The following is a 15,221-nucleotide window of genomic DNA, read 5'->3' as shown; positions in this document are numbered from 1 at the left end:
ATTTTAGGACAGCATGATGCTAAATAAACTTCGTAATACTATTGGCCCCCTTTTTCTTATTATTTGTTGTACCCCATTTGTCATGATGATGTGGTATACCAATACTGTTTTAAATGGCTCCCTCAATGAGCTTTGGCAGCTTATCTGGCAACATGGACTCTTTAAGACAATTTATCAAATTTGGCAGCCTGTTTTTTGGGGCTCAACTACTGCTTGGTTAATCATTGTTACGTTTATTATATTTGAAGTTATTTTAATTAAAGTTCTTCCTGGTAAACGATTTTGTGGTCCTGTAACTCCTAAAGGTAATGTACCTATTTATAAGGCCAATGGCATTTTAGCTTTTTTAACTACCGTACTTGTATTTTGCTTATGTAGTTTTTATTGGCAACTTTTTTCAGCCACTATTATCTTTGATAATTTAGGGGCCATTTTAGGTGCATTAAATATTTTAAGTTTAATGACCTGCGTTTTTTTATATTTGAAAGGACGTTATAAGCCTTCTTCTACTGATGCAGGGACTACGGGTAATTTTATTTTTGATTATTATTGGGGTACGGAACTTTATCCTATACTTGGGGGAATTAACCTTAAGATGTTCATCAATTGTCGTTTTGGGATGATGAGCTGGGGGTTAATTTTGTTATCTTATGCCGCTAAGCAGCATCAATTAGTTGGCTTAAGTAACTCGATGCTAATTGCCGTAGCTTTACAATTTATTTATATCACTAAATTTTTTATTTGGGAAACAGGCTACTTAGCATCTCTCGATATCATGCATGATCGAGCTGGTTATTATATTTGTTGGGGTTGCATGGTTTGGGTTCCTGGTATTTATACTTCTCCCACTATGTATCTTGTTTATCATCCTAATCAATTAAATATCTGGCTAGCTGTCGTTATATTTATACTTGGCACTTTAAGCATTATAACTAATTATTTAGCTGACAGACAGCGACAACTAGTACGCAAAACGGAAGGTAATTGTAAAATTTGGGGAAGAAAACCGAAAGTTACCAAGGCAAGTTATTATACTACCACAGGGGAGCGTAAAGAAAGTATTCTACTCCATTCAGGCTTTTGGGGTATTACTCGCCATTTTCATTATTTGCCGGAAATTGCAGGGGCCTTCTTTTGGTCTGTTCCAGCTCTTTTTACGCACTTTTCACCTTATTTTTATGTTTCTTTTTTAACACTACTTTTAGTTGATCGTGCTTTCCGTGATGATATACGTTGCTTAAATAAATATGGTAAATATTGGCATGAGTATTGTGAACATGTTCCTTACAAACTTATTCCTTATGTAATTTAGAGCTGCTACCCAGGCACTCTCCTTGCGCCTTGAACTTATTTCTTTACTGTGCCAAATGTATTTCCTCTACGTACCGCGACTTGGTCGCGGTATCCAGCCCACAGCCACCTCACTGGATCCTGCGGACAAGCCGCAGGACGTAGGCTAAAGTGGCGTAAATACTAGGCCATTTAAAAATATTTAGTCGCTTTTACAGAAATGCACTTACTTTCTAAATTAAAGCTCCCAAATGTATTTAATATTGCTATCTAGGACAAAATAGTTACAATAACGCTCCCTAATTATAACTAAATGTTAGTCATAAAAGTTTACATTGGAGTTTATTGTGAAAATTGCAGATCAAATAAGCGATACTAAAAAAATTTTCTTTGATGCCATTAAAGAAGGAAATACCTTTTTATTTAAAGCTCTGCTCGAAGCTTTATTAAAGGAATTTAAGATAGAAGAAATTATTGACTCAACATTTGGTGCTAATGCATTACATTGGGCAGCAGATAATGGTCATTTAGAAATAGTGCAATTCTTAGTGGAAAAATTTCCCAAACTAATTGACGTCACCGCTGCTGATAATGCAACACCTATATTATATGCCATAATAAATGGCCATACAGAAGTTGTAAGATATTTAGTACAACAAAATGCTTGTTTAACTATTACTGCTAAGTCTAATAAGAATCCTTTAACTGCTGCTGAAGAAAAGCCTGAAGGCCACCCTATACGAACTTACTTAAAAGAATATCAAAATATATTAAATGCAAACTTTGCTAAAGCTATTACCAGTGAAGACCATATGCTTGCTGCAACATGGCTTGATAAGGGCGCTGATATTGAAACACCTATTCGATACGCTCACGATGATAACATAAAATATACCGCTTTATTCCATGCTTGTTCCACTGGTAATATTGATTTAGCCCGGATGCTTATTGCGCGTAAAGCCAATTTAAATATTATTGGTGCAAGAAATGGTTTTACGCCATTACATGCTGCCGTTCTATTTAATCACCAGCCCATTGTGCAGTTATTACAAAACTCAGGCGCACGCTTCATAAAAGACAAAAGTAATCAAACGCCACTTGAGCTTGCCCAAAGTCGTAATATGCAACATATGGTTGCGATTTTAAAAGATAAATATGAATTAAATAACGTCTCTCAAGAAAAAAATAAACCAAATTCTCTTACTGCAACAAATACTGCTACATTGGATAAACTTAAAAATGAATTTACTCAATTAACCTCTTTCACAACAGTAAAAAATAATACTATCGATGAGCTACAACAGAGATTAAATAATCTTAAGCCTAAAATGACTACTAGTAGCCATATCGCAAATAGTATATTTAAGCAAGAAGGCAGAAAAGCGGTTGAGGTGAAGCTGTTAAGAGAACAAATTGATTTAATGTCACAGCATGTTAAAAATATGTCAATTGCAGGGAAAGAATGTATTGAAGGTTATAATAGTAAATGCCCCCATGAAGACATGAAAGTTAATTACAATGAATTTAATCAAGATGTAGAAAAGCTACAAAAGCTAGTAAGCAAACTGCAAGAAATATTTAGCAAAGATATTGAAGAAATTACCAGTATTATTAAAGAAAACCACTTAGTACATAATAAAGTATCTAGCATAAAAAATATTCCAAGTAATAATTATCATTCTCTGTATAATAAAATTATTCCTTCGCAAGAATATGGAAAAGCCTATTCTACGTTGTTTTCAGAGATGACTGCTATAGAACAGTTAGCAGAGAAATTTGGCAAGCAAATTACAAAAATTTCTGATAATAAAATGGAGTTAATGGCCGAAGCGAAAAATAATTTGGAATATGTATAAAGTTTTATAATATAAAAAGTCAGCTATAGTGGATGATAATTTTTTTAACAACTGCTAAATAGCATGGATAAATAATTCAGTTATGAATAAAGAATATAAGACTAACATTTAGCTGATATTCGTTGTTTGGCATTGAAGATTAATACAATATATTAAGCTTAAGTGCCAAGCGTTTCCTAGTGCTTTTTTTATAATTTTTGCACACTACGTGAGTAAGCAATAATTAGTTTAAATAGACGCTTAACAAACGTTTTTTGTAGATGACATTGTTCTGATAACTGTTCATAAAATTCAAAAAGCCTTTTTTCTTGTGCCAAATCAACAATTTCTTTTTTCTCTGCTAATTTTATTTGGCCAATTTGTTTTGCTAGCTCTTGACGCTTGGCCAATGATTCAATGATATGCATATCGGTCTGTCTGATTTGTGTTCTTAATTCTTCAAGCTTGCGCATGATCTTCTCCTTTCAACAACTAATTAATTTAAACTTACTTAAATTAGCTGAATGCTAAGTGCCCAATTTCATAAACCCTCTCGGTTTTTTACCACTATAAATGCAGTTAAATTAGAACTACTATCTTCAATATTGGTAGCTAAAATATCCAAACCATAGAGCTCAGCTGCGCGCTTAGGTGCTATCACCGCGGTATCTGCACTAAAAATTCCTTCTGATAGATCTCTGGCTGCTTTAGCAGTATTAATCCATTCATGAAGCACAACGCCTGTAAACTCTTTTTGTATATAATCTTTGCATTGAGCAAGGCCTTGTGGGTGCGAGACGATATTTTTTATTTGCTGTTTTGTCACTCCCGGCAAAGCAAGCAAACACTGTCTAACATGAAGCCATAATTCATCAATAGGTTGAAACAAATACTTACCCATTGCTTGAAATGCAGGCTTTACTAATCCACCTTGTAGATTTACTACAGGCAAAATACCAAAATTAATATCGCCTCGCTCAATTGCACTTAACACGCCTGCCATGTCTATTAAATAATGAAAAGTAGGTGATATAGCTTTTTGGGCTGCATAAAGAAAAGCTGCTTCTTCAGAAAAAGAGCCCTTATCACCAGAAACACCCATTATAATTGTCATTAATATTTACTCCCATATGCATATACTGCTCTAACTTGACTACAAAATTTATAATTAAAAGCACTATAACAAAGTGTTCTCATAAAACATGCCTACCTGCTAATTCTAAGAGAAATGCTTCTGTTTCTTCCCAACTTAAGCAAGGGTCAGTGATTGATAGACCACTTAAATCAAGTGCTGCAGGATTATTTAAATCTACATTCTGTCTACCATCTTTTATAAAGCTTTCCATCATAAAGCCTTTAATAAGATGCCTTAAATCAGGTCGCTTTTTAAATTGTTTAATAACACTTAGAATAATTTCTGGCTGAAGGCGGTGATCTTTTTTCCCTTGGACTAAACAGTTATCGTGGCTCGCATCTATAATAATGGAGGGGTTCTTGATTTGATGTTTTTCCATATGCTGCTTTACTTCATCAAGGTGCTTAACCGAATAGTTTGGCACATTATTTGTCCCCCGTAATACTAAATGAGCATGGGTATTGCCATGTGTTTGCACTTCATGACCGTCAAAAACAGCAACATGTGAATGTTGAGCTGCAATAATACTATTTACACTAATTGCTAAAGAACCATGGGTAGGATTTTTTAGACCTACAGGACAATCTAAGGCTGATGCAAAAATGCGATGCTCTTGATCTTCAGTACTGCGAGCGCCTATGGCAACCCATGAAAGCAATTCTAAAAATCCTTTAGCATTATGCGTAAATAATGCCTCATCAGCTATAGGTAATCCCATTTCAACTACCCTAAGCATCATATTACGGGCATATTTAACGCCTTCTTCTATGTCTGGAGCTGCGAAAAGATCAGGTTGATTAACAGGACCTGTCCAACCTTTAGTCGTTCGGGGTTTTTGAATATATACTCGCATCACCAATTTCAAAGCATGCTGCACTTTATTGTTTAATCTAAGAAGCTGCTTCGCGTAAGTTAATACAGCTTCTTTTGGCCAAGCAGAGCAAGGTCCAACAATCATAAGTAAGCGTTTATCTTGACCAGATAAAATTGCTTTTATTTCTTCTCTGTTGCGCTTAATTTTTTCTTGGGCTGCGGAGGTTAAGGGAAAAGCTTTAACAATTTCTTCAGGAGTGGGTAATTTTTTAATAACTGTGTAACTCATACCATCCTCCGAATTTTAGCTAAACTAGGAGGTAAATGCTGAATAATTTCCTTTAATCGATATATACCAATGTAGATACTTAAAAAGCCGCTAGTATCAGGTTGTAAGCCAGATTGAATGAGTAACATAAATTACACTCCTCTTGGTTAATCCAACCTCCTCTGGCAGGCTTTGGGGATTTTGGGTACCAAAAAAAACCCCCGAGCTATGCTGGGGGGTTAGAGTGTTGATAAATTTTATCTACCCACCCAGCCTAGGGCTAAAATAGCTAAAATAAAAAAAGCTAAAGTAGTTTTGCTTTAAGCTGTTTTTTAATTTTAACGTTGGTAGATAAGTGCAAATATTCATAAAAATGTACAAAATTTGTATATAATGACTAATTTACAGGAATCACAATATTTTGTCAATAGGTTTAATTTAAATAACTTTCATAGTCAAACTGCGGGTAGAGACAGTTTTTAGCGCTAATACTCATCTTAAGGCTAAAAATTCCACTGTTTTAAATTAGTAGTATTAATAAAAATATTTATTTTGTTAAGCTTAACTAAATTAGAGTTTTCTAATTAATTCTTATTTGTTAACTACTCTTCGCTTAAAAAACTAGCTATTAGTTTAAAAAATTCATTGGGATTTTCAATAAAAGGCGCATGACCGCAATTTTTAATAGTTGCTAATCTGGCATGTGGAATATGGTTGGCTAAAAAAATAGAATTTTCATAGGGTGTTAATAAGTCTTCCTCACACCCAATCACTAAAGAAGGGCTTTTAATTTTAGCTAGAAGATGAGTTGTATCATGATTACGAATAGCTTCTACTTGGCCAATATATCCTTTGTTTGTTTGCGGGTAAGGATTATTTAAAACACTTTGGACAAAGTTATCTCTATTTTTTTGCTCCTTTAAATAAGACATAGAAAAGAGCACAGGTAAATAATTTTCAATAAGTAATTTTTTGGGAATATTATACTGACGTAGGGCAACCTGCATATTAGTGGCTAAATAAGAAATGGTGGAGAATACCTGCTCACTACATGCAATAACCGCCTTATTAACTAATTCTCGATAATTTGCTGCAAGATATTGAACTATATGTCCTCCCATAGAATGACCAACAAAATGAGCTTTTTTTATACCCAACTCTTGGCAAAGCGCTACCGTATCCTCTATAAATGCATCCATCCCATAAGCAACCTCTGGTACATCAGTTTGGCCAGCGCCCCGATTATCAAAAGTCAGTACACGAAAGCTATCTTTAAAATAAGTTAAATCCCACATGGTATGATCAGCTGATAAGCCAGAAATAAATACTACATCAGGACCTTTACCGGTTTGCTCATAATACATATTAAGATTATTTACTTTTAGCGTTGGCATTTCTCTTATCCTTGCTGCTAAATTTATTACTATAGAAGAATAATTAATTTAGTTTAAATTTCTCCCTTAGCTAAGACCTGATAGGTAGCTAAAATTACCATTTCTATTGCGACTAAGTTAGTTAAATAGAATAAAATTGAAAACCTATTAAACCCTCTTTTAATAAATTAATATCTCACCGCTTGCCCATGAAATCCATGGTTCTTAACTAAATGCTAAATTACAAGGCCACCATAAAGAGCGGTAGAAAATATTAAACTGCTATACGCTTTAAATACTGAAATTAATTCAATATACTCATTTTATTTAGGGTTAGGAAAGCTATGAAATTTGGCTACACTATCATTTATGTTAAAGATGTAAAAGCATCTTTAGCTTTTTTTCAAAAAGCCTTTGGCTTAGAAACACGTTTTTTTCATGAATCAGGTTATGGAGAATTAGATACAGGGGCAACAGTATTAGCTTTTGCATCTCATGAATTAGGATTAAATAATCTTTCTACTGATTATGTAGCCTCAGATACCTCTTCAATACCTTTAGGCATTGAAATTGCCCTAATCACAGATACAGTTGTTGAAGCACATGAGCATGCTGTTGCCGTAGGGGCTGAATCTATTAAAGAGCCATCTGTAAAACCTTGGGGGCAAACTGTATCTTATGTCCGTTGCCCTGATGGTACCTTAGTTGAATTATGTTCACCTTTATAAAGATGATGGCATGATTAAAACTTAAAAATCTTACGCAATAGTCTTACCAAAATTTTGTGAATTCTAACCTATAATATTAAGTTTGTTGCAACCTATTTATGCGTAAGTTCACTTGAGGGACAATGAATTAATAGCTAAAAGGAATTTTATGAAAACAACATTTTTTGATAGCTTACCGAAAATATTTACTACAACATTATCTAAGTTCTGTATAATATTATTTTTATTTTTTAGTACTTTCACAAGTGCTAAGGCTTTTGAACCTTTACTTTACCTTCGCCCGAATGAAACGCCCATATTTACTGAATTGTATCAACGTTATGGACTACTTAATCCTCCTAAAATTCATGTTTATGACAGCTCGGTCTATTTGGGTCAACCTGGAGAAAAAAGCCTATTAATAAATTCCAGTGAAGCGTTCTTTAATGATGTTGATCAAGCGCTTCGTACTTATCATAAACGCCTAAATAACCAAGAGTTATTTATTAATCCTAATGAATCGAAACCTATTTTTTCTTTATCTAATGGCTCACTGCAAATGCTTTTTGCGCTAGTCTATGCTATTGCAACGACAGAACCGCAAAAAAACTTTCTCTTTGTGGAAAAAATTCCTTTTTATTCATTTCACGAACATGCAGTCTCTTACAGACCTTACTCTAATGCGCGGTTTCAAGGTTTTAATGATCCCAGTGAAATTAAGCCGGGTCCAAACGAAACAGTAGTTGAATTTGTCACGTCACCTAATAACCCAGACGGGAAATTTCGCCAACCTTATACTCAAGCAAAAATTATCATCGCCGATTTTGTTTTCGCTTCACCGACCTATGGTAGTAATGGTACAGGCTATATTAAAGAAAATATTGATTGGCTTACTAAAGCAAGAAATGAAGGTAAGCACATATTTGCTTTCAACTCGGTTTCTAAAGCGCTTGGGAGACCCGGCTTTCGCCTTGGCTATATGTGGTTTCCTATGACAGATTCCTATGCAGCAAGTATTTTCCATAATTACTTTTCCTATATCTGGAAACTAACAGTAGGAGGTAGCACCCCAGGCGTTGCTGATGCCTTAAACCTTATGTCTGCGATTACAGCCCTTCCTGATGCAGGGCAATCTATGCGCACTGATGCCTTTCAGACAATTGCTAAACGGCATAAGCTTGTTACCACTGAAATGCTTAAGCGTTTTCCAGGAACAGAAGTCGTAAGTATTGAAGGGAGCCCTACTTTTTTTGCAAAGCTAAATACTCCAGAAGCTCAACAAATAGCAGCTAAAGATATTCTTCTTAAAACCTTAAATGTGTCAGTTGATAATGGCAATACCATGGGCGCTACTGATAATTTTATACGTATTAATTTATGTGGGTATAGTGGCGATCTCGCTGAGTTTTTAAATCGCCTTGCTGGAAGTAACAAATATAAAGCGGATGAGCTCCTAGTATCATCGGTAAATCATTGTACACGTACGGTAATTCATGGTAATGAGATTAATCATTATGTTATTAATCCTAATGACTGCGATATCGATGTTGACGCTCAAGGTGCTAATGTTGAAATAATCTTACCACCTTTTATCAATTATCAACGTAGCAATTTAATTACTATTAAAAAAATTGATAGTAGTAATCATTCCATTACGGTGCAAACTAATAAATCTGCCACAACGATTAATAACAAAAACGAACAATTACGTGTTCAATGGACACAACCATTTTTCTTAAATGGACAGTGGCAGACTGTAATAAATCCTTAACAACTTTGCCATAATTTAGTGGCGTTACCTAGGCTAACTGGTAATGCCACTAAAACATATTTACTTAGAGATTTACTAAATTCAAATAGCACACTTTGATTACTTAATAATTGCTAATCAACTCTTTAAGTTGGTGTGCTAAATTCGATACATTGTTTTTAGATGTATCAAGGATAATTCCGCCTAATTCTTGCGTCTTCTTCTTAAGAAATTTAGCCCAAGTATTCATTTGAACATTAGCTAACTTTAAAGATTTTTTGGCATAAATTTGAATAAAATAAGAAAAACCATGCTATTTATTTTTTATACTATGTATAATTAACTTGCTTAAGCAAGAAAAGCTATTACATAGGCTTAAGCAAGCTATAAGAATTAAAACCTATTGCTACTTACGTCCGCCCTTTTGGCCCTTTTCACTCATGCTTTGATGTGAAGATGATTTTTTATGATCAGCAGATTTTCCACCTTTTTGGTCTTTCGCGCTCATATTTTGCTGTCCTGCTTTTTTACTGCCTCCCGATGTACTAGCCATACTAACCTCCTTATGAATGAAGTTAAATTTTTCATACAACGTAATAATTTTTATTAGAAATAACTACTAATGTCAACTATCACTCACTATAATTATGCAGTATTACTAATTTTTTATTATTTGGCCTTGTGTTAGATAACTTTTTCTAATTTTATTCCTAGCAGCCTTAATTATTAGCGGTCTATTCATTATTTAATTTATTTAGATCGATGTTGGTATTAATACATATATAAAATAAACTTAATATAATGTATTAACAAATTACTACTATGCCTAAGTTAGCCTTACCTTCTAATATTATAATAGCAATTTCAGCTGCTATTTTATTTGGGGCAAGTACGCCTTTTGCTAAATTGTTGTTAGGAAATATTTCACCTATCTTATTAGCGGGACTATTATACCTAGGAAGTGGGATCGGTTTACTCATTTTTCGATTAATCAAAAATAGAGGGTGGCAAGCCTCTGGTCTGTTTAATACAGAGTGGATATGGCTACTAGGTACTATTATATTTGGCGGTATACTGGGGCCTGTTTTATTAATGTTAGGGTTGGTAAAAACTAGTGCTGCAACAGCCTCATTGCTACTTAACTTAGAGACTGTATTCACAGCATTATTAGCCTGGATCTTCTTTAAAGAAAATACAGATATACGAATTTTATTTGGCATGTTACTTATTGTAGCCGGCGGCGTTCTTTTAGCTTGGCCTAAGCAATTCAGTCAACATTGGGTTGGGTCTGTAACTATCGCGCTAGCTTGTTTATGCTGGGCAATTGATAATAATTTAACAAGAAAAATCTCAGCAGCTGACCCCTTATTTATTGTACTCATTAAGGGCTTAGTAGCAGGTACCACAAATATTTTCCTTGCTTTTATATTGCATGCCGCTTTACCCAGTTGGATACAAATAAGTTATGCTTTATTAATTGGTTTTCTAAGTTATGGTATTAGTTTAGTGCTATTTGTATTAGCTTTACGAAATTTAGGAACAGCAAGAGCAAGTGCTTATTTTTCAGTCGCCCCATTCATTGGAGCAGCAATAGCAATTATCTTTTTTGATAGTACAATCTCTAATTTATTCTGGATTGCAGCTATATTAATGGCGATAGGAGTCTGGCTACATTTAACGGAAAACCATGAACATATACATACGCATGAATGCTTATTTCATCATCATATTCATACTCATGACAATATTCATCAGCATGCCCATGATTTTCCTTGGGATGGGAAAGAACCACATGCTCATCCTCATCACCATCAATCAATTACCCACTCTCATTCTCATTACCCTGATATTTACCACAGACATAAGCATAAAAATAAAACTAGCGATTGAAGATAATTTTTATATACGATAACTTTCCATCTGCTCCTTATCTATAATTTTTTGCGCCGTCTTCTCACTATGACAATCAAATAATGTTTTCACTAAGCGGTGCTCAGACAATTTTCCTGAATTTTTTACATAGTCATGTTGTAGTAACGCAAGTACTAGTATCACTTTAGCTGGTTCTTTCTCCTCAACTTGCCTTTCTAGCAATTTTATACAAGCATTTGCACTGCCACCGCTAGCTATACCATCATCAAGAAAAATAATTTTTTTTCCTGTTAAAGCTTTCACCTTTTCAATAGGTAATTCAACTGTATCTGTATCCCCATATCCTTTTTTAAAACTTTCTAAATAAAGTAATTCCTCAGGGATTTTGTAGCCGCCTTTTTTACGTATAGTGTACAAGGGCAACTGTAAGCGATTAGCAACTTGTGCCGCTATTGGTAAACCACGAACTTCAGGGGCGGCAATAACCACATCTTGCCAATCTAAATTATTTTTTTCTAAATAGTGACGAATTTTAAAGGTAAGCTGTTTAACCATTAACGTATTTAAATTGGCATCTTGATGTAAGCTTAAGACATCAAAAAATTTATTTCCCTTATAATCATGGGAAGCCATATGGCGCATTGCCTCATTCCTTTTTAGATGCCAACTTACTTGATAGCGCTCAGAAGAATTAGGAACATTTTCATTACTAGCATGTCTTTCTAAAGGCTCTGTAACTTGCTTGACTTTAAACTCAATAGACGAAAGACAATTAAAAAAGTGCTCACGAAAAAAATAAGTATAAGCTTGGCCTACACAACGTCTCGCGCCAGCGGAATGATAAAGCCCTGCTTGTTTTAAGTTTAAACACACCATACTTCCTGCAGAAAGCTGACTTCCATCTGGCAGCACTATAGATTCATCTAATACACGAGTACGAATGGGAAAGAGATAGCCTTGCTGAAGTCCTTGTTTATAAACTTTCATACGTACTATTGGATCATGCAAATCAGCATTTTCCTTCACTGCAAAGGCTAATGCTTCATACATTACATTTTCAAGAAAATCAGGCTCAATTATGAGATCAAATACACAATCAGCAATAATCTCATTAATTTTTTCTTCACTTAAATTTAGTTTTTCTTTTAAATTAATTTTATTTAGTGTTTTTGCAAAACGGCTAACCATGGCATCAGGCGTGGCATGAATAATAAAATTTTTAAGGTTATTTTTAACCTCTTGTAACTGATTATTAACTGGATAATGATATAACCAAGAAGTTATACCGATTGGGTCAATGCTCTTATAATAATTAGTATAAAAGCATTGTTTCATAGCTGATAAAAGTTGATTTCTATTTTTTTGATAGGTCTCTAAGGAGCAAGCTTTACCAAAGAGATATTCTGCCCAAAAACCACAAAAAAAATTATCAAACGTAATATCTAAAATAAATTTTTTTTCAGCAAATAATGTTTTCTTCAAATGCCTATCAATTAAATTTTCTATATTCTTTCGATCATTTTTAATAGTTTGTCCTAGGCCATTATGAATTAGCTTCCAATAATTCACTTTATCACTTTCAGTTTTATAAGCCTGTTCGTTATTTGTCTCAGTTGCTACAAAATCATATTTGAGCTCAGCTGCAGTAGAGAAATGCTTATATACATGGCCTAAATGACTCTTCCCTTCTAATACTTTTTTGACTTCATTTGGCGTTTCAAGATAAATAACGTTTTTATTAAAAAAAGAAAAGGAAAAATTTTTTGTTTGATAATGCGTTTGTATTGCTCTAATGGTGCTGTATTCTATACCCGTTTTCCACCATTGGGAAAGCATTGCTGTCAGTCCAATTGGTTTTAAGTGTGTATCAGTTTCTTCTTGCTTTAAAGGTAATAAGTTTTCTTGTTGTAAGATTTCATGAATTGAATCTAAGCGTTGTAATGCGCTATAAAGATAAATACTAGTAGCTTGAATGGATTCGTCTGTCTTAATGGTAATAGCCTTTTTACCTAATTCTTTTTTAATTTGATTGAGTAAAGGTTGAGTTATATTTTGATAAAAATTGTAACGTTTTTTAATAGCTAGTTGGTTATCATCCGAACGAGAATCAGCACGTTTTAACATTCGCTCATTTAATGTTTCTTCACTTACCTCTAAATGAATTAACCCCGCAGGCTTACCCCATTCTTTTAAGAAATCGTTATATTGCGGCAATGTACGTGGATACCCATCCAGCAAAACTATACTGTCTTTATCTGCTATTTTTGCTAACTCTTCTATTAAAATTTTTTTAATGACTTCGTCAGGCAATAAATTACCCTGACTTATAAATTCTTTATATTCCTTAGTAATTGGATGTTCTGGATTCTCTAGATATTGACGAACTACTTCGCCTAAAGATAGATGTTTAAATTTAGTATGCATTGCCATTAAAGCAGCCCCTTGAGTACTTTTACCACTACCGGGAGCGCCTGCTAATAAAATAATATTCATGTTAACCCTTTAAAGTCAATAAACTCTTGTACATCATACTTATGTTCTGTAATTTAACTTCCCGTATTGATTACGGGGAAGGTGATGCGCGCTATTTCTAACTTACTATTTAAATTTGCAACTAGTTTTGATGTAAAAGATTGGCAGGGAGTAGAAGATACTTTAGCTGATAATATTGTATGCAATTATCAAGATTTACGAGGTGAAATTAAGACTTATTCTAAAGCGGAATATGTTAATTCACGAGCAGAGGTATTAAACAACCTTTATACGCAACATTTTTTTTCCAATTTAGAGATTGATTATCATCGAAACGAGGCTTACTGTCGACTAAGCGCTATAATCTACAGAAGAGATAAGGAAGGCAGCTATTTTAATTCTCATGTTATTTATAATTTTAAATTAACTAAGAAATCTAAGAACTGGAAAATTAAAGAAATTAAACAAACTGTTTTATGGAATGAAGGGGATTCCATTATTCATAAAGGAGTTTAGAAAATAATTACTTGTTTTTAATTAAAAATTACACGTATAGAGTAATTTAAAATCATTTAATGGAGTAATATTTTGCCTGCAAAAAAAATGCACTCAAATAATGATAAATTTAAAAATCGGAAATTAGCTAAGCAAAAGCAATGTTATGATCTTAGTGTTACTATCTCTGAGCAATTAGTTACCTTCCCAGGCGACCCAACTTATCACCTTGAAAATGTAAGTTCATTAGAACAAGGCGCGTTTTTTCATCTAAATAAAATCTATTTAGGAAACCATACAGGCACACATATTGATTTTCCTGCTCATGTCATTAGAGAAGGAAAAACAAGTAATGATTTTTTAATTGATAGATTAATTGGTAAGGGATTAATCATACAAGTTCCTGATAATGAAATTTCTATTACAAAAACTTTTGTTAAGAATCAACCAATTTTAACTAATGATTTTGTTTTTTTTAAAACCGCAAACTCTAAACTTTCAAAAAACTCAACCTTTACAAAAAATTATGTTTATATTGAACCTGACGCTGCAGAAGAGTTACTAAAAAAAGGAATAAAAATTGTCGGAATCGATTATATTAGCGTTGATAAATATGAGTTTGAAGACTTACCCGTACATAAAGCTTTATTAGCTAATGATATTCTTATTGTTGAAAACTTAGAACTTAACCACGTGCCTAATGGCCGATATACCATTTATATTATGCCACTAAAAATTAATAATTTAGATGGATTGCCTGCTCGCGTGATTGCCATAGCATGACCTTCAAATAGAGTGCTTTATATTTTTCAGTTTGACTTTTTATATCTTCATAATCGATGTTAGTGGCTTCTAATAATGAGGTTATCAACAACTCAGGTGTTGTTTCTAATTCTTCAGCAGCTTCGCTTACTGAGTTTGTAGAGAATATTATAGTAGCTACGGCATTAAGAGGCATTGCTGTGTTTCCTTTAGTAGGTAGTTTTCTTTTTAAGCTGAGCTGTACTTTAAAGAAATTGTAGGGTGTCACTGACGTGGGAGCCAACGAAGAAACAAAAGACTCTGATGTTAATTCTGGCTCAGCTTCTATTATTTGATTCCCTTCCAAGCTGTCTTGGGGAAAATTATTTTCTATAGTATCGGTAATTTTTGACCTAGCAATTATGTCCAGATGATCTGTCATGAGCCTGTCATACGCCGCCCCCAAGCCA

The 15,221-nt window shown here is 33.7% G+C and carries 15 protein-coding genes; 7 read left to right on the top strand and 8 right to left on the bottom strand.

Features of this window, described 5'->3' with window-relative positions:
* The first annotated feature begins 16 nt into the window (after window positions 1–16).
* On the top strand, window positions 17–1,312 hold the full coding sequence (locus tag ACNVED_RS05740; RefSeq protein ID WP_419420796.1) for a 7-dehydrocholesterol reductase: 1,296 nt from the start codon (window positions 17–19) through the stop codon (window positions 1,310–1,312).
* Between the two features lie 325 nt (window positions 1,313–1,637).
* The gene (locus ACNVED_RS05735; RefSeq protein ID WP_419420795.1) at window positions 1,638–3,146 is read left to right on the top strand and encodes an ankyrin repeat domain-containing protein; all 1,509 of its coding nucleotides are present in this window, start codon (window positions 1,638–1,640) and stop codon (window positions 3,144–3,146) included.
* A gap of 188 nt (window positions 3,147–3,334) precedes the next feature.
* Here the strand turns inward: ACNVED_RS05735 and ACNVED_RS05730 are convergent, their stop codons facing one another.
* The 5 genes from ACNVED_RS05730 to ACNVED_RS05710 all read right to left on the bottom strand — a co-directional run bounded on the left by ACNVED_RS05730 (window position 3,335) and on the right by ACNVED_RS05710 (window position 6,735).
* The gene (locus ACNVED_RS05730; RefSeq protein ID WP_419420794.1) at window positions 3,335–3,598 is read right to left on the bottom strand and encodes a chorismate mutase; all 264 of its coding nucleotides are present in this window, start codon (window positions 3,596–3,598) and stop codon (window positions 3,335–3,337) included.
* A gap of 68 nt (window positions 3,599–3,666) precedes the next feature.
* On the bottom strand, window positions 3,667–4,239 hold the full coding sequence (locus ACNVED_RS05725) for a prephenate dehydratase domain-containing protein (protein ID WP_419420793.1): 573 nt from the start codon (window positions 4,237–4,239) through the stop codon (window positions 3,667–3,669).
* 79 nt (window positions 4,240–4,318) lie between these two features.
* Window positions 4,319–5,362, bottom strand: a complete 1,044-nt coding sequence (locus ACNVED_RS05720) for a 3-deoxy-7-phosphoheptulonate synthase (protein ID WP_419420792.1) — start codon at window positions 5,360–5,362, stop codon at window positions 4,319–4,321.
* Window positions 5,359–5,490, bottom strand: a complete 132-nt coding sequence (locus ACNVED_RS05715) for a hypothetical protein (protein ID WP_419420791.1) — start codon at window positions 5,488–5,490, stop codon at window positions 5,359–5,361. Before ACNVED_RS05715 ends, ACNVED_RS05720 begins: the two co-directional genes overlap by 4 nt.
* 453 nt (window positions 5,491–5,943) lie before the next feature.
* Entirely contained in the window at window positions 5,944–6,735 is a 792-nt protein-coding gene (locus ACNVED_RS05710) for an alpha/beta fold hydrolase (RefSeq protein WP_419420790.1), read from the bottom strand.
* A 323-nt stretch (window positions 6,736–7,058) separates the two neighbouring features.
* Between ACNVED_RS05710 and ACNVED_RS05705 the strand changes: the two genes are divergently transcribed.
* Both ACNVED_RS05705 and ACNVED_RS05700 read left to right on the top strand, forming a co-directional pair.
* Window positions 7,059–7,442: a VOC family protein gene (locus ACNVED_RS05705; protein WP_419420789.1), complete on the top strand. Its 384-nt coding sequence runs from the start codon at window positions 7,059–7,061 to the stop codon at window positions 7,440–7,442.
* A gap of 148 nt (window positions 7,443–7,590) precedes the next feature.
* Window positions 7,591–9,192 (top strand): aminotransferase class I/II-fold pyridoxal phosphate-dependent enzyme, encoded by a 1,602-nt coding sequence (locus ACNVED_RS05700; protein ID WP_419420788.1) that lies wholly within the window; start codon window positions 7,591–7,593, stop codon window positions 9,190–9,192.
* A gap of 385 nt (window positions 9,193–9,577) precedes the next feature.
* Here ACNVED_RS05700 and ACNVED_RS05695 read toward each other — a convergent pair whose 3' ends face one another.
* A complete protein-coding gene (locus ACNVED_RS05695; protein ID WP_419420787.1) occupies window positions 9,578–9,724 on the bottom strand; it encodes a hypothetical protein in 147 nt (48 codons plus the stop codon).
* Window positions 9,725–9,993: 269 nt separating this feature from the next.
* Here ACNVED_RS05695 and ACNVED_RS05690 point away from each other — a divergent pair, with 269 nt between their 5' ends.
* Window positions 9,994–11,061, top strand: coding sequence for a DMT family transporter (locus tag ACNVED_RS05690; protein ID WP_419420786.1), 1,068 nt, complete (start codon window positions 9,994–9,996; stop codon window positions 11,059–11,061).
* A gap of 9 nt (window positions 11,062–11,070) precedes the next feature.
* Here the strand turns inward: ACNVED_RS05690 and ACNVED_RS05685 are convergent, their stop codons facing one another.
* Entirely contained in the window at window positions 11,071–13,536 is a 2,466-nt protein-coding gene (locus ACNVED_RS05685; RefSeq protein WP_419420785.1) for a nucleoside monophosphate kinase, read from the bottom strand.
* 84 nt (window positions 13,537–13,620) lie between these two features.
* On the opposite strand from ACNVED_RS05685, the gene ACNVED_RS05680 reads away from it, so the two are divergent.
* Window positions 13,621–14,031: a nuclear transport factor 2 family protein gene (locus tag ACNVED_RS05680; protein WP_419420784.1), complete on the top strand. Its 411-nt coding sequence runs from the start codon at window positions 13,621–13,623 to the stop codon at window positions 14,029–14,031.
* Between the two features lie 72 nt (window positions 14,032–14,103).
* Window positions 14,104–14,793, top strand: a complete 690-nt coding sequence (locus ACNVED_RS05675; RefSeq protein ID WP_419420783.1) for a cyclase family protein — start codon at window positions 14,104–14,106, stop codon at window positions 14,791–14,793.
* Here the strand turns inward: ACNVED_RS05675 and ACNVED_RS05670 are convergent.
* Window positions 14,747–15,193: a hypothetical protein gene (locus ACNVED_RS05670; protein ID WP_419420782.1), complete on the bottom strand. Its 447-nt coding sequence runs from the start codon at window positions 15,191–15,193 to the stop codon at window positions 14,747–14,749. The genes ACNVED_RS05675 and ACNVED_RS05670 overlap by 47 nt on opposite strands.
* Window positions 15,194–15,221 lie beyond the last annotated feature (28 nt).

The sequence above is a fragment of the Legionella sp. D16C41 genome (genome assembly GCF_048541585.1).
GTDB lineage: Bacteria > Pseudomonadota > Gammaproteobacteria > Legionellales > Legionellaceae > Legionella_C.
The sequence above is the reverse complement of the archived record's forward strand: the minus strand, read 5'-3'. Positions and strand labels throughout refer to the sequence as shown.